This window comes from Escherichia sp. WS547 (assembly GCF_046486065.1).
GTDB lineage: Bacteria > Pseudomonadota > Gammaproteobacteria > Enterobacterales > Enterobacteriaceae > Escherichia > Escherichia coli.
Genome location: NZ_JBJQMA010000021.1, coordinates 21629 through 43033 on the forward strand (window position 1 = coordinate 21629; position 21405 = coordinate 43033).

Genomic DNA, 21405 nt, shown 5'->3' on the forward strand with positions numbered 1-21405 from the left:
GACTACCTCTGAACTTTGGAATGCAAAATGAAATCTGTTGCCGGAAGTCTTCTTGCACATCGAAGTGATCCAACGAATGTGCAAATAGTATAACAATCACTTCCTGCTGAATTGATTCAGGTCAGGCCAAATGGCGGTATTTTATACACAAAATGCGGGTCTGGCTCTCTTTTATACTGATTATGAAAGCATAGACCGTTTACCCTTCCTGGGTACGACGGAACAGGGGTCCTGATGGATAATCACATCCGATCCCGGAAAACGCCGTAAAATAGCCTGCTCTACCTGATCCGCCACCATATGTGCCTGAACCAAAGGCAGAGAGTCTTCCATTTCCAAATGAATCTGAATAAAGCGGGTCGGCCCTGACTGCCGCGTGCGAAGATCGTGAGCGCCGCTAACACCCGGCCAGGAAGTCACGATATCAATAATTTCTTGCCGTTCTTCATCAGGCAATGCGCGATCCAGTAATGACTGTACCGCCTCATATCCCATGCGTAACGCGCTATATAAAATATAGATGCCGATTCCCAATGCAAACAGAGCATCGGCGCGATGCCAGCCGTACCAGGACAACCCCAGCGCCAGCAGAATTGCGCCGTTCATCATAACATCAGACTGGTAATGTAGCATATCAGCCCGCACCGCCTGGCTTTGCGTCCGGCGCACCACCCACCGCTGAAACGAGACAAGGATAATCGTACAAATTAGCGCCACAATTGTCACGATAACCCCGACGCCTGGATCTGTCATCGGTGTTGGAGATACCAGATGTTGAATACCCGTCAAAAAGAGGAATAGTGCCGAACCGGAGATAAACATACTTTGCGCCAGCGCCGCGAGGGACTCAGCTTTACCGTGACCAAACGAGTGATTATCGTCGGCAGGTTGCAGGGAATATCGCACCACCAATAAATTCGTCAACGACGCGCCGATATCCACCAGCGAATCCACCAGCGCGGCGAGAATACTCACCGACCCGGTATACCACCATGCAAAAATTTTAATCAGCAATAGCAGTGAAGCCATCGCCGTTGCAGCAATCGCCGCCCGACTGACCAGCCGTCCATAAGATTGATTCATAAATACTCCCGCTATCAACTGACGCTAGTATAACGGAAGCAAATCATCTGCAATGCATTAAGCAGCAGGCAAATTGAGGATAAAAAAAACCCCCACATCATGTGGGGGAAGACAGGGATGGTGTCTATGGCAAGGAAAACAGGGTTTACTACTGGGAACGTGAGTTGCTACTACTCAATAGCTTCAACGATGAACTTTTTTGCCATTGCGTCACGTCGCGCAACTGCTCCATTCGTTGTTGATGTTTCTCGTTTAAAACCGCTTGCTGCTCCGGCGTTAACAGGCGATACATTTGGTTGCGGACTTTTGCCATCTCAACCTGACGAGCAATTTGCTCATTCGCCATTTTTTCTGCCTGTGCGCGCACAGCGTTTTCATCAAAATTATCTGCGGTGACAAGGCGATGCATTGTCTCCAGTTCGCTAACATTAACAGGAGGCTGTTCGTGCCGGGCCTGTTGCATAAGATCTCGCATCTGCTGACGCTGATGTTCGGTTAAACTTATGCCGTCGAACATATGGCTCTGCGTACTGCGCTGCGTAAGTTCTTCACCCGGATGCCAGTTATCGCCTGAACCGACTTCAGCAGCGTGGCTTAATGAACTGACTGCCAGCGTTGAGGCCATGACGGCAGCGGTAACTATGCGCATCATTTGCTCCCAAAATCTTTCTGTCGCGATTCAACGATAGAGAGTTTACGATTCAGGCTGCAAACATGCGTCAGGGGGTGTAAAACAACGTAAAGTCATGGATTAGCGACGTCTGATGACGTAATTTCTGCCTCGGAGGTATTTAAACAATGAATAAAATCCTGTTAGTTGATGATGACCGAGAGCTGACTTCCCTATTAAAGGAGCTGCTCGAGATGGAAGGCTTCAATGTGATTGTTGCCCACGATGGGGAACAGGCGCTTGATCTTCTGGACGACAGCATTGATTTACTTTTGCTTGATGTAATGATGCCGAAGAAAAATGGTATCGACACATTAAAAGCACTTCGCCAGACACACCAGACGCCTGTCATTATGTTGACGGCGCGCGGCAGTGAACTTGATCGCGTTCTCGGCCTTGAGCTGGGCGCAGATGACTATCTCCCGAAACCGTTTAATGATCGTGAGCTGGTGGCACGTATTCGCGCGATCCTGCGCCGTTCGCACTGGAGCGAGCAACAGCAAAACAACGACAACGGTTCACCGACACTGGAAGTTGATGCCTTAGTGCTGAATCCAGGCCGTCAGGAAGCCAGCTTCGACGGGCAAACGCTGGAGTTAACCGGTACTGAGTTTACCCTGCTCTATTTGCTGGCACAGCATCTGGGTCAGGTGGTTTCCCGTGAACATTTAAGCCAGGAAGTGCTGGGCAAACGTCTGACGCCTTTCGACCGCGCTATCGATATGCACATTTCCAACCTGCGTCGTAAACTGCCGGATCGTAAAGATGGTCACCCGTGGTTTAAAACCTTGCGTGGTCGCGGCTATCTGATGGTTTCTGCTTCATGATAGGCAGCTTAACCGCGCGCATCTTCGCCATCTTCTGGCTGACGCTGGCGCTGGTGTTGATGTTGGTTTTGATGTTACCCAAGCTCGATTCACGCCAGATGACCGAGCTTCTGGATAGCGAACAGCGTCAGGGTCTGATGATTGAGCAGCATGTCGAAGCGGAGCTGGCGAACGATCCGCCCAACGATTTAATGTGGTGGCGGCGTCTGTTCCGGGCGATTGATAAGTGGGCACCGCCAGGACAGCGTTTGTTATTGGTGACCACCGAGGGCCGCGTGATCGGCGCTGAACGCAGCGAAATGCAGATCATTCGTAACTTTATTGGTCAGGCCGATAACGCCGATCATCCGCAGAAGAAAAAGTATGGCCGCGTGGAACTGGTCGGTCCGTTCTCCGTGCGTGATGGCGAAGATAATTACCAACTTTATCTGATTCGTCCGGCCAGCAGTTCTCAATCCGATTTCATTAACTTACTGTTTGACCGCCCGCTATTACTGCTGATTGTCACCATGTTGGTCAGTACGCCGCTGCTGTTGTGGTTGGCCTGGAGTCTGGCAAAACCGGCGCGTAAGCTGAAAAACGCTGCCGATGAAGTTGCCCAGGGAAACTTACGCCAGCACCCGGAACTGGAAGCGGGGCCACAGGAATTCCTTGCCGCCGGTGCCAGTTTTAACCAGATGGTCACCGCGCTGGAGCGCATGATGACCTCTCAGCAGCGTCTACTTTCTGATATCTCTCACGAACTGCGCACCCCGCTGACGCGTCTGCAACTGGGTACGGCGTTACTGCGCCGTCGTAGCGGTGAAAGCAAGGAACTGGAGCGTATTGAAACCGAAGCGCAACGTCTGGACAGCATGATTAACGATCTGTTGGTGATGTCACGTAATCAGCAGAAAAACGCGCTGGTAAGCGAGACATTGAAAGCTAACCAGTTGTGGGGCGAAGTGCTGGATAACGCGGCGTTCGAAGCAGAACAGATGGGCAAGTCGTTGACAGTTAACTTCCCGCCTGGGCCGTGGCCGCTGTACGGCAACCCGAACGCCCTGGAGAGTGCGCTGGAAAACATTGTTCGTAATGCCCTGCGTTATTCCCATACGAAGATTGAAGTGGGCTTTGCGGTAGATAAAGACGGTATCACCATTACGGTGGACGACGATGGTCCTGGCGTTAGCCCGGAAGATCGCGAACAGATTTTCCGTCCGTTCTATCGTACCGATGAAGCACGCGATCGTGAATCTGGCGGTACAGGTTTGGGGCTGGCGATTGTTGAAACCGCCATTCAGCAGCATCGTGGCTGGGTTAAAGCGGAAGACAGCCCGCTGGGCGGTTTACGGCTGGTGATTTGGTTGCCGCTGTATAAGCGGAGTTAAACTCCGCATTTGTAGGCAGGATAAGGCGTTTACGCCGCATCCGGCATTTGAGCAGGATGCCTGATGCGACGCTGATAGCGTCTTATCAGGCCTACACTCCGGGGGTTATTTTCCCCACAACCGGCGGGAAAAATCTTCGATCTTGCCGCTCAGTCGGCGCTTTTGCATCGTCCGCGTCCAGCTTTTCGATAACCCGGCGGCGGAGAGTAAACGGTGATACTGATCGTCATCAAACGGCATATGCCATGCGATGGCAGCAGCCTCCTGCACGGTCACATCGCTGACACGGGAAACCAACTCCAGTGGCGCATCAGCAGATACCAACCCTGGCGCAATCACGCTATACAACCACCCAACTTTACCCGTGTTTTGCATCAACTGCGCTATATCGCTGATATCAAAATGGTAATTGAGTTTATAGCAAGGTGAGCGTGGCTGGCTGACCTGAATTAATGCCTCTCCCCAGCGGAAAATATCGCCAATATAAACATTACTTTCCGTCAGACCGTCGGTTGAGAGATTTTCACCAAACGCAGGCGCAACAAACAACTCCGCCTGTTCCGGAAATTCCCGCGCCCAGTAGAGATAGTGCTCACGAGGATAATGACACAGCGCTCTGTCTGGCCCGCCGTGAACCTTCTTCTCCGCCTGCTCGTCACCTTCCAGCCCCAGCTCCGTCAGCATCAACTCACCATCAACCTGGATTTTAGCAATTGCGCTGGGTTTACCTTCGGGATAAGCCTGAATCTTGCCTGTGTATACATCAACCGGATATCGCATCTGTTCCCTCTCCACGAGAAATTTCCCCATTAGACCATATTTATTTTATGTCAGGCGTGCTGTTTTCGCGGTAAGTATCCAGGCAAGAACTCAATAGCAAACCGGACGAACGTTAGTTCATCCGGCTGTGGGGATTAAGGAAGCAGGTTTATTTCACCGTACCTAAAATTTCGATTTTCGCTGCTCTGGCTTTGACTTTACGTGACCAGATAGAGGTAAGAATTGGCACCAGAATCGAAGTCACAATGACCGCCGTCGCGACCAGCGAAGTTGCTGCCGGAGCCATCGGTTTAAACGCAGGCACCATTTCTGCAATCAGCACAGGTGTCGCTACCGCGGCCCCTGCGGAACTGGAAGCGGCAATTCCGGCAGTGCCATCGCCACCGCCAATCAATTTATCGGCGATAATCAACGGAATACCGGTCACGATAATTACTGCCACACCCAACAGGATCCCCAGCAAACCTGTCTGGGCAATTACAGTCAAATCAATGGTATTGCCCAGCGCGAAGGCAAAGAATGGAATCAGCGTCTGCACCGCTTTGCTGAAAAATTCTCGTAATTCAGGGTCAAGGTTCCCAAGGGCAAAGCCCACCAGGAACGGTAATACTGCGCCGACGAAAACATGCGGTTCAAACGAGGCAATCCCGGCAGTGCCCAGAATAATCATCGTCATGAGCGGCCCGGACTCCAATGACATCAACACAAATGCCCCAGCTTCTTCTTTTGTGCCGTACTGCTGCATGATGGAAGCGTAAAGTCCGCCGTTGGTCATATCCATCGCCGCCACCAGCGCCAGCGTTGAAAGTCCGGCAAAGAATCCAACTTCAACACCATGTTCCGGAATAATGCGCGAGGCAATTGCCGCAACCACCCACGCGACGGCAATTTTAGTTACCACCAGCGTACCGGATTTACGCAGTACCGTTCCCGTCGCGCTTAATTTTATTGACGCCCCCATGCAAAAAAACCACACCGCCAGAATGGGCACCGTACCGGTAATCATCCCGTTGGTGAATGATCCAAAATATTTCCCCGCCTCCGGCGAGAAGGTGTGGCACAGTGCGCCAAGGAATAGCGGGACGAGCATCATCCCCCCCGGGATTTTCTCAATCGAGCGTTTTATCTGCATTTCCATCACCTGTCGGCATATTTTTAAGGGCTGATGCGTCATTCCTCAATGGAGCATCAGTGTTGATGGAAACGAAGATAGACATTCATTTAATCAATAAAAGTGATCAAAACCACATCAATTGAAACACTGTTTTATTTTTATCGGATCATTGTTTTTATTTTGAAATTGATCACAAAAAAACCACCGCCGTTGGCGATGGTTCATTTTTTAAGCTGATATGCGGCGTAAACGCCTCATTGCAGCAGGCGGCAAATGATTATTTTTTCGCCGCGAAACGTGCCGCTGCTTCGTCCCAGTTCACCACGTTCCAGAACTCTTTGATGTAGTCAGGACGGCGGTTCTGGAATTTCAGGTAGTAAGCATGTTCCCACACATCCAGGCCCAGAATCGGGAAGCCGGAAGCGCCAGAAATAGCTTCACCCATCAGCGGGGAATCCTGGTTAGCAGTAGAAACCACCGCCAGTTTATCGCCTTTCAGCACCAGCCATGCCCAGCCGGAACCAAAGCGGGAAGCTGCCGCTTTCTCAAATTCTGCTTTGAAGTTATCAACGGAGCCGAAGTCACGTTCGATAGCCGCTTTCAGGTCACCCTGCAGGGTGGTGCCTTTTTTCAGACCTTTCCAGAACAGGCTGTGGTTAGCGTGACCGCCAGCGTTGTTGCGCAGTACGGTTTTCTTGTCTGCTGGCAGCTGGTCCAGTTTGGTGATCAGCTCTTCAACCGGCAGGTTGGCAAATTCTGGCAGGCTTTCCAGCGCCGCGTTGGCGTTGTTGACGTAGGTCTGATGGTGTTTGGTGTGGTGGATTTCCATGGTCTGCTTATCGAAGTGCGGTTCCAGGGCATCGTAAGCATACGGCAGGGATGGCAGGGTATAACTCATATTCATCTCCAGTGTTGTCGGGCGGCCGATTGTTAATGCCGCGTAAGCAGTTGGTTCATTATAGTTAATTAAATGATATTGAAAATGATTATCAATGCCGTACTTTTCGTAAGGGTATGGTTTTGCAGGAAAATGCCCGAGATGTGAAGCAAATCACCCACTTAATGCCGTGATTGCCAGTAAATCGACAACGGCGGCAACAGGCGAAAGGTTAATCGACAGCACGATTTTTACACTCATCTCGTCGGAGATGTGACGCGACGAAAAATGATGAGGATAAGAAGATGATTAACGCGATTACGATGGGGATATTTTGGCATTTGATCGGCGCGGCCAGTGCAGCCTGTTTTTACGCTCCGTTCAAAAAAGTAAAAAAATGGTCATGGGAAACCATGTAGTCAGTTGGTGGGATTGTTTCGTGGATTATTCTGCCGTGGGCCATCAGCGCCCTGTTACTACCGAATTTCTGGGCGTATTACAGCTCGTTTAGTCTCTCTACGCTGCTGCCTGTTTTTCTGTTCGGCGCAATGTGGGGGATCGGTAATATCAACTACGGCCTGACCATGCGTTATCTCGGCATGTCGATGGGAATTGGCATCGCCATTGGCATTACGTTGATTGTCGGTACGCTGATGACGCCAATTATCAACGGCAATTTCGATGTTCTGATTAATACCGAAGGCGGACGCATGACGTTGCTCGGCGTTCTGGTGGCGCTGATTGGCGTAGGGATTGTAACTCGCGCCGGGCAGTTGAAAGAGCGCAAGATGGGCATTAAAGCCGAAGAGTTCAACCTGAAAAAAGGGCTGGTGCTGGCGGTGATGTGCGGCATTTTCTCTGCCGGGATGTCCTTTGCGATGAACGCCGCAAAACCGATGCATGAAGCCGCTGCTGCACTGGGCGTCGATCCACTGTATGTCGCTCTGCCAAGCTATGTTGTCATCATGGGAGGCGGCGCGATCATCAACCTCGGTTTCTGCTTCACTCGTCTGGAAAAAGTGAAGGATTTGTCGCTAAAAGCCGACTTCTCGCTGGCAAAACCGCTGATCATTCACAATGTGTTACTCTCAGCACTGGGCGGGTTGATGTGGTATCTGCAATTCTTTTTCTATGCCTGGGGCCACGCGCGTATTCCGGCGCAGTATGACTACATCAGCTGGATGCTGCATATGAGCTTCTATGTATTGTGCGGCGGTATCGTCGGGCTGGTGCTGAAAGAGTGGAACAATGCAGGTCGCCGTCCGGTAACGGTGTTGAGCCTCGGTTGTGTGGTGATTATTGTCGCCGCCAACATCGTCGGCATGGGCATGGCGAATTAATCTTTCTGCGAATTGAGATGACGCCACTGACTGGGCGTCATCCCGGTTTCCCGGGTAAACACCACCGAAAAATAGTTACTATCTTCAAAGCCACATTCGGTTGAAATATCACTGATTAACAGGCGGCTATGCTGGAGAAGATATTGCGCATGACACACTCTGACCTGCCGCAGATATTGATTGATGGTCATTCCAGTCTGCTGGCGAAATTGCTGACGCAAAACGCGCTCACTGCACGATGCCTCATCACAAAATTCATCCAGCGCAAAGGGACTTTTCAGGCTGGCCGCCAGCCGGGTAATCAGCTTATCCAGCAACGTTTCGCTGGATGTTGGCGGCAACGAATCGCTGGTGTAACGATGGCGATTCAGCAACATCACCAACTGCCCGAACAGCAACTCTGCCATTTCGTTAGCAAACGGCACATGCTGACTACTTTCATGCTCAAGTTGACCGATAACCTGCCGCGCCTGCGCCATCCCCACGCTACCTAAGCGCCAGTGTGGTTGCCTTGCGCTGGCGCTAAATCCCGGAATCGCCCCCTGCCAGTCAAGATTCAGCTTCAGCCGCTCCGGGCAATAAATAATATTCTGCAAAACCAGATCGTTAACGGAAGCGTAGGAGTGTTTATCGTCAGCATGAATGTAAAAGAGATCGCCACGGGTAATGCGATAAGGGCGATCGTTGAGTACATGCAGACCATTGCCGCGCCAGACAATTACCAGCTCACAAAAATCATGTGTATGTTCAGCAAAGACATCTTGCGGATAACGGTCAGCCACAGCGACTGCCTGCTGGTCGCTGGCAAAAAAATCATCTTTGAGAAGTTTTAACTGATGCGCCACCGTGGCTACCTCGGCCAGAGAACGAAGTTGATTATTCGCAATATGGCGTACAAATACGTTGAGAAGATTCGCGTTATTGCAGAAAGCCATCCCGTCCCTGGCGAATATTACGCGGTGACCAGTTAAACTCTCGGCGAAAAAGCGTCGAAAAGTGGTTACTGTCGCTAAATCCGCAGCGATAGGCGATGTCAGTAACGCTGGCCTCGCTGTGGCGTAGCAGATGTCGGGCTTTCATCAGTCGCAGGCGGTTCAGGTAACGCTGAGGCGTCAGTCCCGTTTTCTGCTTAAGCTGCCGATGTAGCGTACGCAGCGAAAGAGAAAATTGATCCGCCACGGCATCCCAATTTACCTCATCGGCAAAATGGTCCTCCAGCCAGGCCAGAAGCAAGTTGAGACGTGACGCGCTGTTTTCCAGGTTCTCCTGCAAACTGCTTTTACGCAGCAAGAGCAGTAATTGCATAAATAAGATCTCGCGACTGGCGGTCGAGGGTAAATCATTTTCCTCTTCCTGCTGTTCCATCTGTGCAACCAGCTGTCGCACCTGCTGCAACACGCTGTGGTTAACGCGCCAGTGAGACGGATACTGCCCATCCAGCTCTTGTGGCAGCAACTGATTCAGCCCGGCGAGAAACTGAAATCGATCCGGCGAGCGATACAGCACATTGGTCAGACACAGATTATCGGTATGTTCATACAGATGCCGATCATGATCGCGTACGAAACAGACCGTGCCACCGGTGATGGTATAGGGCTGCCCATTAAACACATGAATACCCGTGCCATGTTCGACAATCACAATTTCATGAAAATCATGATGATGTTCAGGAAAATCCGCCTGCGGGAGCCGGGGTTCTATCGCCACGGACGCGTTACCAGACGGAAAAAAATCCACACTATGTAATACGGTCATACTGGCCTCCTGATGTCGTCAACACGGCGAAATAGTAATCACGAGGTCAAGTTCTTACCTTAAATTTTCGACGGAAAACCACGTAAAAAACGTCGATTATTCAAGATACAGCGTGAATTTTCAGGAAATGCGGTGAACATCACATCACCACAATTCAGCAAATTGTGAACATCATCACGTTCATCTTTCCCTGGTTGCCAATGGCCCATTTTCCTGTCAGTAACGAGAAGGTCGCGAAGTCAGGCGCTTTTTAGACTGGTCGTAATGAAATTCAGCAGGATCACATTATGACCTTTCGCAATTGTGTCGCCGTCGATCTCGGCGCATCCAGTGGGCGCGTGATGCTGGCGCGTTACGAGCGTGAATGCCGCAGCCTGACGCTGCGCGAAATCCATCGTTTTAACAATGGGCTGCATAGCCAGAACGGTTATGTCACCTGGGATGTGGATAGCCTGGAAAGTGCCATTCGCCTTGGATTAAACAAGGTGTGCGAGGAAGGGATTCGTATCGATAGCATTGGGATTGATACCTGGGGCGTGGACTTTGTGCTGCTTGACCAACAGGGTCAGCGCGTGGGCCTGCCTGTTGCTTATCGCGATAGCCGCACCAATGGCCTGATGGCGCAGGCACAACAACAACTCGGCAAACGCAATATTTATCAACGTAGCGGCATCCAGTTTCTGCCCTTCAATACGCTTTATCAGTTGCATGCACTGACAGAGCAACAACCTGAACTTATTCCACACATTGCTCACGCTCTGCTGATGCCGGATTACTTCAGTTATCGCCTGACCGGCGAGATGAACTGGGAGTACACCAACGCCACGACCACGCAACTGGTCAATATCAATAGCGACGACTGGGACGAGTCGCTACTGGCGTGGAGCGGTGCCAACAAAGCCTGGTTTGGTCGCCCGACGCATCCGGGTAATGTCATAGGTCACTGGATTTGCCCGCAGGGTAATGAGATTCCGGTGGTCGCCGTTGCCAGCCATGATACCGCCAGCGCGGTTATCGCCTCGCCGTTAAACGGTTCACGCGCCGCTTATCTCTCTTCTGGCACCTGGTCATTGATGGGCTTCGAAAGCCAGACGCCATTTACCAATGACACGGCGCTGGCAGCCAATATCACCAACGAAGGCGGGGCGGAAGGTCGCTATCGGGTGCTGAAAAATATTATGGGCTTATGGCTGCTTCAGCGGGTGCTTCAGGAGCGGCAAATCAACGATCTTCCGGCGCTTATCGCCGCGACACAGGCACTGCCGGCTTGCCGCTTCACCATCAATCCCAATGACGATCGCTTTATTAATCCTGACGAGATGTGCAGCGAAATTCAGGCTGCGTGTCGGGAAACGGCGCAACCGATCCCGGAAAGTGATGCTGAACTGGCGCGCTGTATTTTCGACAGTCTGGCGCTGCTGTATGCCGATGTGTTGCATGAACTGGCGCAGCTACGCGGTGAAGATTTCTCGCAACTGCATATTGTCGGCGGTGGCTGCCAGAACGCGCTGCTCAACCAGTTATGTGCTGATGCCTGCGGTATTCGGGTGATCGCCGGGCCTGTTGAAGCCTCGACGCTCGGCAATATCGGCATCCAGTTAATGACGCTGGATGAACTCAACAATGTGGATGATTTCCGTCAGGTCGTCAGCACCACCGCGAATCTGACCACCTTTACCCCTAATCCTGACAGTGAAATTGCCCACTATGTGGCGCAGATTCACTCTACACGACAGACAAAGGAGCTTTGCGCATGACCACTCAACTGGAACAGGCCTGGGAGCTGGCGAAACAGCGTTTCGCAGCGGTAGGGATTGATGTCGAGGAGGCGCTGCGCCAACTTGATCGTTTACCCGTGTCAATGCACTGCTGGCAAGGCGATGATGTTTCCGGTTTTGAAAACCCGGAAGGTTCGCTGACCGGGGGGATTCAGGCCACAGGTAATTATCCGGGCAAAGCGCGTAATGCCAGCGAGCTGCGTGCCGATCTGGAACAGGCTATGCGGCTGATTCCGGGGCCGAAACGGCTTAATTTACATGCCATCTATCTGGAATCAGACACGCCAGTCTCGCGCGACCAGATCAAACCAGAGCACTTCAAAAACTGGGTTGAATGGGCGAAAGCCAATCAGCTCGGTCTGGATTTTAACCCCTCCTGTTTTTCGCATCCGCTAAGCGCCGATGGCTTTACGCTTTCCCATGCCGACGACAGTATTCGCCAGTTCTGGATTGATCACTGCAAGGCCAGCCGCCGTGTTTCAGCCTATTTTGGCGAGCAACTTGGCACACCATCGGTGATGAACATCTGGATCCCGGATGGCATGAAAGATATCACCGTTGACCGTCTCGCCCCGCGTCAGCGTCTGCTGGCAGCTCTGGATGAGGTGATCAGCGAGAAGCTGGATCCGGCGCACCATATCGACGCCGTTGAGAGCAAATTGTTTGGTATTGGCGCGGAGAGCTACACGGTTGGCTCCAATGAGTTTTACATGGGGTATGCCACCAGCCGCCAGACGGCGCTGTGCCTGGACGCCGGGCATTTCCACCCGACTGAAGTGATTTCCGACAAGATTTCCGCCGCCATGCTGTATGTGCCGCAGTTGCTGCTGCACGTCAGCCGTCCGGTGCGCTGGGACAGCGATCACGTGGTGCTGCTGGATGATGAAACCCAGGCGATTGCCAGTGAGATTGTTCGTCACGATCTGTTCGACCGGGTACATATCGGTCTCGATTTCTTTGATGCCTCTATCAACCGCATTGCCGCGTGGGTCATTGGTACACGCAATATGAAAAAAGCCCTGCTGCGTGCGTTGCTGGAACCTACCGCTGAGCTGCGCAAGCTGGAAGCGGCGGGCGATTACAGTGCGCGTCTGGCACTGCTGGAAGAGCAGAAATCGTTGCCGTGGCAGGCGGTGTGGGAAATGTATTGTCAGCGTCACGATACCCCAGCAGGTAGCGAATGGCTGAAGAGCGTGCGGGCTTATGAAAAAGAAATTTTGAGCCAGCGTGGGTAAACACTGCCGGATGCGGCGCGAGCGCCTTATTCGGCCGACAGATCGTGCATCCGACAACACCGAATTTACAGGAACACCGAACATGCAAAACATTACTCAGTCCTGGTTTGTCCAGGGAATGATTAAAGCCACCACCGACGCCTGGCTGAAAGGCTGGGACGAGCGCAACGGCGGCAACCTGACGCTACGCCTGGATGACGCCGATATCGCGCCTTATCACGACAACTTTCATGCACAACCGCGCTATATCCCGCTCAGCCAGCCCATGCCTTTACTGGCAAATACACCGTTTATTGTCACCGGCTCCGGCAAATTCTTCCGCAACGTCCAGCTTGATCCTGCGGCTAACTTAGGCGTCGTAAAAGTCGACAGCGACGGCGCGGGCTACCACATTCTCTGGGGGCTAACTCACGAAGCCGTTCCAACCTCTGAACTCCCGGCGCACTTCCTCTCCCACTGCGAACGCATTAAAGCCACCAACGGTAAAGATCGGGTGATCATGCACTGCCATGCCACCAACCTGATCGCCCTTACCTACGTACTGGAAAACGACACCGCGGTCTTCACTCGCCAACTGTGGGAAGGCAGCACCGAATGTCTGGTAGTGTTCCCGGATGGCGTCGGCATTTTGCCGTGGATGGTGCCCGGCACCGACGAAATCGGCCAGGCGACCGCACAGGAAATGCAAAAACATTCGCTGGTGTTGTGGCCCTTCCACGGCGTCTTCGGCAGCGGTCCGACACTGGATGAAACATTCGGTTTAATCGACACCGCAGAAAAATCAGCACAAGTATTAGTGAAGGTTTATTCGATGGGCGGCATGAAACAGACCATCAGTCGTGAAGAGCTGATAGCGCTCGGCCAGCGTTTCGGCGTTACACCACTCGCCAGTGCGCTGGCGCTGTAAGGAGCAAACATGATCCGCAAAGCCTTTGTAATGCAGGTTAACCCCGACGCCCACGAAGAGTATCAGCGTCGGCATAACCCCATCTGGCCGGAACTGGAAGCAGTGTTGAAATCTCACGGTGCGCATAACTACGCCATTTACCTCGACAAAGCGCGTAATCTGCTGTTTGCCACGGTAGAGATTGAATCTGAAGAACGGTGGAATGCGGTAGCCAGCACTGATGTTTGCCAACGTTGGTGGAAATATATGACCGACGTTATGCCAGCTAACCCGGATAACAGCCCAGTCAGTAGCGAGCTGCAAGAAGTGTTTTACCTGCCATAATGAGTTGCGGTGCCGGAAAATATCCAGCACCGCGCCTTCATCAGAAGAAGTATTTAAAGCGAACGCGTGCGCCGTAACGGTCATCAGTATCATCACCGTGTTTTTTATCACCGTCGCTATCCAGAATGGAGTAATACGTCCCGAGGTAAATATTAAAGTTCTCCATATCCATCACATTAGCGAACTGATAAGACGCATGAATGGTGTGAATGGTGTACGTCCCTTCATCATCAATCCAGCAGTCGTTATCACAAACTACACCGCTGAATTCATCAATCTTATTGTGCGCGTAGATATAACCTAGCTCGAAACGTTTCCACAGCGCGTTAATCCCGGCAGTGAAATCTTTCTCATTATTAGCATCTAAATAGGCGGTATTAAGATTAACCACGACGCCATTTTCCGGATCCGTTTTCAGGCCATTCCAGGTCATGCTCATACCATAGCCGGTACGATCGGACTGATCGACAAAATTACCCTTGCTATCAGTATAACCATAAGCATTATTTACCACGTTCGCTTCCATCGCTGCGGAAACGGTAAATTCTTCCGTCGGCGACCAGGCAATTACCGGACGCAGATAAGCAACATTTTTCTGCTGCTCCATATCGCGTCCATGATAATTACCGTCATTATATAAAGATGTTCCGTCTTCAAGTAACGTGTTTAATTCAAAATACCAGTTATCAAGTTGTTTGCTGACGAGGAAATTACCGCCAGCGTTAGAGCGCCCGCGGCCCTCTTTCATCATATAGATATAACCGCTGCCATCGTCATAAAGATCGTTCGCAGTATTACCGGAATGTTCAACAAAGGTATCCTGATTCAGCGGGAACATATCGTAGGCTTCAAAACGGCCTACTTTGACCTTCCAGTCGTTTTCTTTGCCAAAGAAGAATACCGCATCATCGATATTTACTGAACCGTGCATGTCCCCCAGCGGTTGTGCGGAGAACCCGGCGAAATAGCCATTATCCAGTTTTCGCATACCATCAAAACCTAACAGAATACGACCATTGAGATTCCACTGTTCATTAGTGGGATCGCTATTCACATCAGCGTTGGTCATTGCCAGCAGGCCATGATTACTTTCCGCATCCATATTAAATTCTACATCGCCGTAGATTTTTAAATCGCCATAACCTGAGAGCAAAAGATTAGGTGAGGTGGAATTTTTCTTTGCAGATTCCGCCGTTGCCTGTCCATTTACCGGCGTATTGCCCTGGGCAGCCTTAATTTCGCGGATCTCAGCGGCTTGTTGTGTCTGCAGCTGTTTAACCTGGCTCTCTGCTTTTGCTGCCCGCATTTCTGCCGCTTCCAGGCGTTCTTCCAGCAATGCCATGCGTTGTTCCAGCGTTAAATGCTGTGTTTTTGCCATTCCGGTACTACATGCCAATAATAAACCGATGGCTAAAGATAATGTCGATTTTTTCATTATTTACGTTCCCTGAAATAAAAGAGACCCTACGCTTTCCAAAAGGAATACGTATATAGAGAAATATAAGGTGTGCACTTTCGAATTTTTAATCCAACTTCAGCAGGCCTATGGATAGTATCCCGCTGCATAATATGAGTAAATCCGCTGATTTCCTGGAACGTGAGGAATATAACAATAGTGCCGTTTTTAACCAAATATCGTAAAAAATATTAGATATAATTCACGCTGACTCATAAGCCACAAATATAAATAACCTTGCTGCAAAACATGTGCGGCAGTTAAACATTCACAACATCATTAAATAATGATTTTTTATTCACTGCATTTATTTTGCCCATCAATATGTGCCTTACACCGCAAAATTTATCCTTCACTCTGCCTTATATTGTCACGACTTCACGACATATCCGCGCTCATCACAAAACCGCCCCGCCGTTACAATTAACTATAATATTTTTTCATGGAGTCCAATAATGGCAGCACTTACTGCAAGCTGTATTGACCTGAATATTCAGGGCAATGGCACTTATTCCGTTCTGAAGCAGTTGGCGACAATGGCGTTACAAAACGGTTTTATCACCGACTCACATCAATTCCTGCAAACCCTGCTGCTGCGCGAAAAAATGCACTCCACGGGATTTGGTTCCGGTGTCGCCGTGCCGCACGGTAAAAGCGCCTGCGTTAAACAACCGTTCGTGTTATTCGCCCGCAAAGCGCAGGCCATTGACTGGAAAGCCAGCGATGGCGAAGACGTCAATTGCTGGATCTGCCTCGGTGTGCCGCAAAGTGGCGAAGAGGATCAGGTCAAAATCATCGGCACGCTATGCCGCAAAATTATCCACCAGGATTTTATCGACCAACTGCGACAGGGCGACGCCGACCAGGTGCTTGCTTTGTTAAATCAAACCCTCAGCTCATAAGGACGTGGCGATGGAGTCATCCTTACGTATTGTCGCGATCACCAACTGCCCCGCCGGGATCGCTCACACCTACATGGTGGCGGAAGCCCTGGAACAGAAAGCCCGTTCTCTCGGCCATACCATAAAAGTGGAAACTCAAGGATCAAGCGGCGTCGAAAACCGCTTATCCAGCGAAGAGATTGCCGCTGCCGATTACGTGATTTTCGCCACCGGGCGTGGCCTGAGCGGTGACGATCGCGCGCGATTTGCCGGGAAAATGGTTTATGAGATTGCCATCTCCCAGGCGCTGAAAAATATCGACCAGATTTTCAGTGAATTACCGACAAACTCACAACTTTTTGCCGCAGATAGCGGCGTGAAGCTCGGCAAACAGGAAGTGCAAAGTGGCAGCGTAATGAGCCATCTGATGGCGGGTGTCTCTGCGGCGCTGCCGTTTGTCATCGGTGGCGGTATCCTGGTGGCGCTTGCCAACATGCTGGTGCAGTTCGGTTTGCCGTATACCGATATGTCGAAAGGCGCGCCGTCGTTTACCTGGGTGGTTGAATCCATCGGTTATCTCGGCTTCACCTTTATGATCCCCATCATGGGCGCTTATATTGCCTCGTCGATTGCCGATAAACCCGCTTTCGCTCCGGCGTTTCTGGTTTGCTATCTGGCGAATGACAAAGCCCTGCTCGGCACCCAGTCTGGCGCGGGCTTCCTCGGCGCGGTGGTGCTGGGGCTGGCGATTGGCTATTTCGTCTTCTGGTTCCGTAAAGTGCGCCTTGGCAAAGCATTACAACCGCTGCTCGGTTCCATGCTGATCCCGTTCGTCACTCTGCTGGTTTTCGGCGTACTGACTTACTACGTTATCGGACCGGTGATGTCCGACCTCATGGGCGGGTTGCTGCACTTCCTGAACACCATTCCTCCGTCAATGAAGTTTGCGGCAGCGTTTTTGGTCGGTGCGATGCTGGCGTTCGATATGGGCGGCCCTATCAATAAAACCGCCTGGTTCTTCTGCTTCTCACTGCTGGAAAAACACATTTACGACTGGTACGCCATCGTCGGCGTTGTCGCGCTGATGCCGCCTGTCGCGGCGAGTCTTGCGACGTTCATTGCGCCCAAACTGTTTACTCAACAGGAAAAAGAAGCCGCCAGTAGCGCCATTGTGGTCGGTGCCACGGTCGCGACCGAACCGGCTATTCCTTACGCTCTGGCGGCACCACTGCCAATGATTACCGCCAATACGCTGGCGGGCGGCATTACCGGCGTGCTGGTGATCGCTTTCGGAATCAAACGACTGGCACCTGGTTTGGGTATCTTTGACCCGCTGATCGGCCTGATGTCGCCGGTGGGTTCGTTTTATCTGGTGCTGGCGATTGGCCTCGCGCTGAACATTTCATTCATTATCGTCCTGAAAGGATTGTGGTTACGCCGCAAAGCGAAAGCCGCGCAACAGGAGCTTGTCCATGAACATTGAGTTACTGCAACAGTTGTGCGAAGCCAGCGCCGTCAGCGGCGATGAACAGGAAGTTCGCGACATTCTGATAAACACGCTGGAACCTTGCGTTAATGAGATCACCTTTGATGGTCTGGGCAGCTTTGTTGCCCGTAAGGGAAATAAAGGTCCAAAAGTTGCCGTTGTCGGGCATATGGATGAAGTCGGCTTTATGGTCACCCACATCGACGAGAGCGGTTTTCTGCGTTTTACCACCATTGGCGGCTGGTGGAATCAGTCGATGCTCAACCACCGGGTAACCATACGCACACACAAGGGATTTAAAATCCCTGGTGTGATTGGTTCCGTCGCGCCTCATGCGTTAACGGAAAAGCAAAAGCAACAACCGCTGTCATTTGATGAGATGTTCATTGATATTGGCGCGAACAGTCGCGAAGAAGCAGAAAAACGCGGCGTGGAAATTGGCAATTTTATTAGCCCGGAAGCCAATTTTGCCTGCTGGGGCGAAGATAAAGTGGTCGGCAAGGCGCTGGATAATCGCATCGGCTGCGCAATGATGGCTGAGCTATTGCAGACGGTGAATAACCCCGAAATTACGCTGTATGGCGTTGGCAGTGTGGAAGAAGAAGTTGGGCTACGCGGGGCGCAAACCTCGGCTGAACACATTAAACCGGATGTGGTGATCGTGCTGGATACCGCTGTCGCAGGTGATGTTCCAGGCATTGATAACATTAAATATCCGCTGAAACTGGGCAACGGGCCGGGGCTGATGCTGTTTGACAAGCGCTACTTCCCCAACCAGAAACTGGTAGCAGCGTTAAAAAGCTGTGCCACGCAGAATGATTTACCGCTGCAATTTTCCACTATGAAAACCGGTGCGACGGATGGCGGGCGCTACAACGTGATGGGTGGCGGTCGCCCGGTTGTTGCGCTGTGCCTGCCAACGCGTTATCTGCACGCCAACAGCGGCATGATTTCAAAAGCCGATTACGATGCTCTGCTCACGTTGATACGGGATTTTCTGACCACCTTAACCGCGGAGAAAGTCAACGCGTTTAGCCAGTTCCGTCAGGTGGATTAATGCTAAACGAACGCCAGTTAAAGATTGTCGATCTGCTGGAGCAACAGCCACGCACGCCTGGCGAGCTGGCGCAACAGACTGGCGTTTCTGGTAGGACCATTCTGCGTGATATTGACTATCTCAACTTTACCCTTAACGGCAAAGCCCGCATTTCCGCCAGTGGCAACGCGGGCTATCAGCTGGAAATCTTCGAGCGCCGCAGCTTTTTTCAGTTGCTGCAAAAGCACGATAACGACGATCGGCTGCTGGCGCTGCTATTACTGAATACCTTCACTCCCCGTGCGCAACTCGCCTCGGCGCTTAATTTGCCAGAAACGTGGGTAGCAGAGCGCCTGCCCCGCCTGAAACAGCGCTATGAACGCGGTTTTTGTCTCGCTAGTCGCCCTGGTTTGGGCCATTTCATTGATGAGACAGAAGAGAAACGCATTATTTTGCTGGCGAATCTTTTACGCAAAGATCCGTTTTTAATTCCTCTGGCGGGCGTAACACGAGACAACCTTCAGCAATTATCCACGGTCTGCGACAACCAACACCGCTGGCCGCTGATGCAGGGTGATTATCTCTCCAGCCTGATTCTGGTGATTTACGCCCTGCGTAATCAACTGACCGATGAGTGGCCGCAATATCCCGGTGACGAGATAAAACAAATCGTTGAACAAAGCGGCCTGTTTCTTGGTGATAACGCTGTAAGAACCCTGACGGGGTTGATAGAGAAACAGCATCAACAGGCGCAGGTTATTTGTGTCGATAATGTGCTGGCATTGCTGCAAAGGGTGCCGGGCATTGCGTCATTGAATATTATTGATACGCAACTGGTTGAGAATATTACCGGGCATTTATTACGTTGCCTTGCCGCGCCGGTGTGGATAGGTGAGCACCGCCAAAGCAGCATGAATAACCTGAAAGCCGCCTGGCCTGCGGCCTTTGATATGAGTCTGCACTTTATTACGCTACTGCGTGAACAACTCGATATTCCCCTTTTCGACAGCGATCTGATCGGTTTGTATTTTGCCTGTGCGCTGGAACGGCATCAAAACGAACGCCAGCCGATCATTTTGCTCTCGGACCAGAACGCGATTGCCACCATTAATCAGCTCGCCATTGAGCGCGATGTTTTACATTGTCGGGTGATTATTGCCCGTAGCTTAAGCGAACTTGTTGCCATTCGCGAAGAGATTGAGCCGTTATTGATCATTAATAACAGCCATTATTTACTGGATGATGCGGTCAATAATTGCATCATCGTAAAAAATATCATTACGGCTGCCGGTATCGAACAAATAAAACATTTTCTGGCGACGGCATTTATTCGCCAGCAACCGGAGCGTTTTTTTTCTGCCCCCGGAAGTTTTCATTATTCGAATGTACGTGGTGAAAGCTGGCAACATATTACCCGGCAAATTTGTGCGCAATTAGTGACGCAACACCACATTACCGCCGATGAAGTACAACGGATCATCGCCCGCGAAAGCGAAGGCGAAAACCTGATTGTTAATCGTCTCGCCATCCCACATTGCTGGAGCGAACAGGAACGCCGTTTTCGTGGATTTTTTATTACCCTCGCCCAACCGGTTGAGGTGAATAACGAAGTAGTTAACCATGTGCTGATCGCCTGTGCCGCCGCCGATGCGCGTCATGAGCTAAAAATATTCAGCTATCTGGCAAGCGTATTGTGTCAGCATCCGGCAGAGGTTATTGCCGGGTTAACAGGATATGAGGCATTTATGGAGTTACTTCACAAGGGGTGAACTGTGTCGGATGCGCCGCATCCGACACTGCATTTATCACCAAAATCAAAAACGTTTAACGCAGGCTATTATAGTCATCGACCATTTCGTTGTACTCGCGTAACGCTCGCGGAAATGAGTCGTCGACCATCCAGCTTGTGTTTGCATCCTGAAGTTGCTCTTTATCCCAGTCAGAGTACGGAACTTTATCTCTGACGCGGCGAACATATTTTTTAGCCTCGAGTTGATACTGGTCTGCCGAATTAATGAACGAGAAATTCATACCGCCTTTATCCGCTTCTTTGGCCTGCGCCACCAGCGTTTCCAGTTCAGAGACTTTCTTCATTGCCGCATCAACATCAAACTTCTCTTGCGAAATCAGGTTATTAATTTGTTTCGCTGAAATCATGACTGCCAGAGAGTAGTAGTGGAATGTTTTCCCTTCTCTTTGTTCAATATTTTTCAGTTCCGCAAGCTGGCGCTTATCGTTAATTTCCTGAATCGCCGCATGATAAGATTCTGCTACAGGTTCAAAGGCTTCAAGATTTTTTAAGAATGTCTGGTGCAGCGTTTTCCCTTTCGCAAACGCATCGTCTTTATAATTTTCCTGGGTGTAATATTTATCCATTTCGTTAATGGTATTACCCAACGCCACGGCAGTATCAATATAACTTACCGCCACGCCATCAATAGGTTGCAGCGCAGGCGTTAACGCCACTACACGCGCTTTGTTTATAA

18 protein-coding genes and 2 pseudogenes are annotated in these 21405 nt (G+C 51.1%); 11 read left to right on the forward strand and 9 right to left on the reverse strand.

Annotation, left to right across the window (positions count from 1 at the left end; genetic code table 11):
• Positions 1–180 precede the first annotated feature (180 nt).
• Positions 181–1083: a CDF family cation-efflux transporter FieF gene (fieF, locus tag ACJHWK_RS17675; protein ID WP_170886187.1), complete on the reverse strand. Its 903-nt coding sequence runs from the start codon at positions 1081–1083 to the stop codon at positions 181–183.
• Positions 1084–1231: 148 nt separating this feature from the next.
• The gene (gene cpxP, locus ACJHWK_RS17680; RefSeq protein ID WP_001521823.1) at positions 1232–1732 is read right to left on the reverse strand and encodes a cell-envelope stress modulator CpxP; all 501 of its coding nucleotides are present in this window, start codon (positions 1730–1732) and stop codon (positions 1232–1234) included.
• A gap of 149 nt (positions 1733–1881) precedes the next feature.
• Between cpxP and cpxR the strand changes: the two genes are divergently transcribed.
• Complete coding sequence (gene cpxR / locus ACJHWK_RS17685) at positions 1882–2580, forward strand: envelope stress response regulator transcription factor CpxR (protein ID WP_001033722.1); 699 nt, start codon at positions 1882–1884, stop codon at positions 2578–2580.
• The gene (gene cpxA, locus ACJHWK_RS17690) at positions 2577–3950 is read left to right on the forward strand and encodes an envelope stress sensor histidine kinase CpxA (RefSeq protein WP_000580427.1); all 1374 of its coding nucleotides are present in this window, start codon (positions 2577–2579) and stop codon (positions 3948–3950) included. The genes cpxR and cpxA overlap by 4 nt, the downstream gene beginning before the upstream one ends.
• Before the next feature lie 105 nt (positions 3951–4055).
• Here the strand turns inward: cpxA and yiiM are convergent, their stop codons facing one another.
• The 3 genes from yiiM to sodA all read right to left on the reverse strand — a co-directional run bounded on the left by yiiM (position 4056) and on the right by sodA (position 6742).
• Positions 4056–4730 (reverse strand): 6-hydroxyaminopurine reductase, encoded by a 675-nt coding sequence (gene yiiM, locus ACJHWK_RS17695; protein ID WP_001270251.1) that lies wholly within the window; start codon positions 4728–4730, stop codon positions 4056–4058.
• Positions 4731–4878: 148 nt separating this feature from the next.
• Entirely contained in the window at positions 4879–5862 is a 984-nt protein-coding gene (gene kdgT, locus ACJHWK_RS17700; RefSeq protein ID WP_001166043.1) for a 2-keto-3-deoxygluconate transporter, read from the reverse strand.
• A 259-nt stretch (positions 5863–6121) separates the two neighbouring features.
• Positions 6122–6742, reverse strand: coding sequence for a superoxide dismutase [Mn] (gene sodA / locus ACJHWK_RS17705; RefSeq protein WP_001297064.1), 621 nt, complete (start codon positions 6740–6742; stop codon positions 6122–6124).
• A gap of 284 nt (positions 6743–7026) precedes the next feature.
• Here sodA and rhaT point away from each other — a divergent pair.
• Positions 7027–8061 (forward strand): annotated as a pseudogene (gene rhaT, locus ACJHWK_RS17710) (L-rhamnose/proton symporter RhaT).
• Here rhaT and rhaR read toward each other — a convergent pair.
• Together rhaR and rhaS are read right to left on the reverse strand one after the other, a co-directional pair.
• Entirely contained in the window at positions 8058–8906 is an 849-nt protein-coding gene (gene rhaR / locus ACJHWK_RS17715; protein WP_024166565.1) for an HTH-type transcriptional activator RhaR, read from the reverse strand. The pseudogene rhaT and the gene rhaR overlap by 4 nt on opposite strands.
• A gap of 73 nt (positions 8907–8979) precedes the next feature.
• Positions 8980–9816, reverse strand: coding sequence for an HTH-type transcriptional activator RhaS (rhaS, locus tag ACJHWK_RS17720; RefSeq protein WP_170886186.1), 837 nt, complete (start codon positions 9814–9816; stop codon positions 8980–8982).
• Positions 9817–10103: 287 nt separating this feature from the next.
• Between rhaS and rhaB the strand changes: the two genes are divergently transcribed.
• The 4 genes from rhaB to rhaM all read left to right on the forward strand — a co-directional run bounded on the left by rhaB (position 10104) and on the right by rhaM (position 14060).
• Positions 10104–11573 carry a rhamnulokinase gene (gene rhaB, locus ACJHWK_RS17725; protein ID WP_001521818.1) on the forward strand — a complete coding sequence of 490 codons (1470 nt, stop codon included), beginning with the start codon at positions 10104–10106 and terminating at the stop codon, positions 11571–11573.
• Positions 11570–12829 (forward strand): L-rhamnose isomerase, encoded by a 1260-nt coding sequence (gene rhaA, locus ACJHWK_RS17730; RefSeq protein WP_001521815.1) that lies wholly within the window; start codon positions 11570–11572, stop codon positions 12827–12829. Before rhaB ends, rhaA begins: the two co-directional genes overlap by 4 nt.
• Positions 12830–12911: 82 nt before the next feature.
• Positions 12912–13736 carry a rhamnulose-1-phosphate aldolase gene (gene rhaD, locus ACJHWK_RS17735; protein WP_001179732.1) on the forward strand — a complete coding sequence of 275 codons (825 nt, stop codon included), beginning with the start codon at positions 12912–12914 and terminating at the stop codon, positions 13734–13736.
• A gap of 9 nt (positions 13737–13745) precedes the next feature.
• On the forward strand, positions 13746–14060 hold the full coding sequence (rhaM, locus tag ACJHWK_RS17740) for an L-rhamnose mutarotase (protein WP_000619503.1): 315 nt from the start codon (positions 13746–13748) through the stop codon (positions 14058–14060).
• Positions 14061–14100: 40 nt separating this feature from the next.
• Here rhaM and ACJHWK_RS17745 read toward each other — a convergent pair whose 3' ends face one another.
• Positions 14101–15495 carry a carbohydrate porin gene (locus ACJHWK_RS17745; RefSeq protein WP_000749944.1) on the reverse strand — a complete coding sequence of 465 codons (1395 nt, stop codon included), beginning with the start codon at positions 15493–15495 and terminating at the stop codon, positions 14101–14103.
• 476 nt (positions 15496–15971) lie between these two features.
• On the opposite strand from ACJHWK_RS17745, the gene ACJHWK_RS17750 reads away from it, so the two are divergent.
• From ACJHWK_RS17750 to ACJHWK_RS17765, 4 genes are read left to right on the forward strand one after another with little or no spacing between them, the layout of a single operon-like run.
• On the forward strand, positions 15972–16418 hold the full coding sequence (locus ACJHWK_RS17750) for a PTS fructose transporter subunit IIA (RefSeq protein ID WP_001521813.1): 447 nt from the start codon (positions 15972–15974) through the stop codon (positions 16416–16418).
• A 10-nt stretch (positions 16419–16428) separates the two neighbouring features.
• Positions 16429–17880 (forward strand): PTS fructose-like transporter subunit IIBC, encoded by a 1452-nt coding sequence (locus ACJHWK_RS17755; RefSeq protein ID WP_001521812.1) that lies wholly within the window; start codon positions 16429–16431, stop codon positions 17878–17880.
• Positions 17870–18940 carry an aminopeptidase gene (locus tag ACJHWK_RS17760; RefSeq protein WP_001521811.1) on the forward strand — a complete coding sequence of 357 codons (1071 nt, stop codon included), beginning with the start codon at positions 17870–17872 and terminating at the stop codon, positions 18938–18940. Before ACJHWK_RS17755 ends, ACJHWK_RS17760 begins: the two co-directional genes overlap by 11 nt.
• Positions 18940–20688, forward strand: coding sequence for a putative frv operon regulatory protein (locus ACJHWK_RS17765; protein WP_170886185.1), 1749 nt, complete (start codon positions 18940–18942; stop codon positions 20686–20688). Before ACJHWK_RS17760 ends, ACJHWK_RS17765 begins: the two co-directional genes overlap by 1 nt.
• 55 nt (positions 20689–20743) lie before the next feature.
• Here the strand turns inward: ACJHWK_RS17765 and ACJHWK_RS17770 are convergent.
• Positions 20744–21385, reverse strand: a pseudogene (locus ACJHWK_RS17770) (YiiG family protein); the annotation flags it as partial.
• Positions 21386–21405 lie beyond the last annotated feature (20 nt).

Bases quoted from the DNA above. Each gene is read 5' to 3' on its own strand.
- rhaS (WP_170886186.1), bottom strand. From the start codon at position 9,816: ATGACCGTATTACATAGTGTGGATTTTTTTCCGTCTGGTAACGCGTCC.
- ACJHWK_RS17765 (WP_170886185.1), top strand. From the start codon at position 18,940: ATGCTAAACGAACGCCAGTTAAAGATTGTCGATCTGCTGGAGCAACAG.
- rhaD (WP_001179732.1), top strand. From the start codon at position 12,912: ATGCAAAACATTACTCAGTCCTGGTTTGTCCAGGGAATGATTAAAGCC.
- cpxP (WP_001521823.1), bottom strand. From the start codon at position 1,732: ATGCGCATAGTTACCGCTGCCGTCATGGCCTCAACGCTGGCAGTCAGT.
- rhaA (WP_001521815.1), top strand. From the start codon at position 11,570: ATGACCACTCAACTGGAACAGGCCTGGGAGCTGGCGAAACAGCGTTTC.
- rhaB (WP_001521818.1), top strand. From the start codon at position 10,104: ATGACCTTTCGCAATTGTGTCGCCGTCGATCTCGGCGCATCCAGTGGG.
- yiiM (WP_001270251.1), bottom strand. From the start codon at position 4,730: ATGCGATATCCGGTTGATGTATACACAGGCAAGATTCAGGCTTATCCC.
- rhaM (WP_000619503.1), top strand. From the start codon at position 13,746: ATGATCCGCAAAGCCTTTGTAATGCAGGTTAACCCCGACGCCCACGAA.
- kdgT (WP_001166043.1), bottom strand. From the start codon at position 5,862: ATGCAGATAAAACGCTCGATTGAGAAAATCCCGGGGGGGATGATGCTC.
- fieF (WP_170886187.1), bottom strand. From the start codon at position 1,083: ATGAATCAATCTTATGGACGGCTGGTCAGTCGGGCGGCGATTGCTGCA.
- ACJHWK_RS17745 (WP_000749944.1), bottom strand. From the start codon at position 15,495: ATGAAAAAATCGACATTATCTTTAGCCATCGGTTTATTATTGGCATGT.
- sodA (WP_001297064.1), bottom strand. From the start codon at position 6,742: ATGAGTTATACCCTGCCATCCCTGCCGTATGCTTACGATGCCCTGGAA.
- cpxA (WP_000580427.1), top strand. From the start codon at position 2,577: ATGATAGGCAGCTTAACCGCGCGCATCTTCGCCATCTTCTGGCTGACG.
- cpxR (WP_001033722.1), top strand. From the start codon at position 1,882: ATGAATAAAATCCTGTTAGTTGATGATGACCGAGAGCTGACTTCCCTA.
- ACJHWK_RS17755 (WP_001521812.1), top strand. From the start codon at position 16,429: ATGGAGTCATCCTTACGTATTGTCGCGATCACCAACTGCCCCGCCGGG.
- ACJHWK_RS17750 (WP_001521813.1), top strand. From the start codon at position 15,972: ATGGCAGCACTTACTGCAAGCTGTATTGACCTGAATATTCAGGGCAAT.
- ACJHWK_RS17760 (WP_001521811.1), top strand. From the start codon at position 17,870: ATGAACATTGAGTTACTGCAACAGTTGTGCGAAGCCAGCGCCGTCAGC.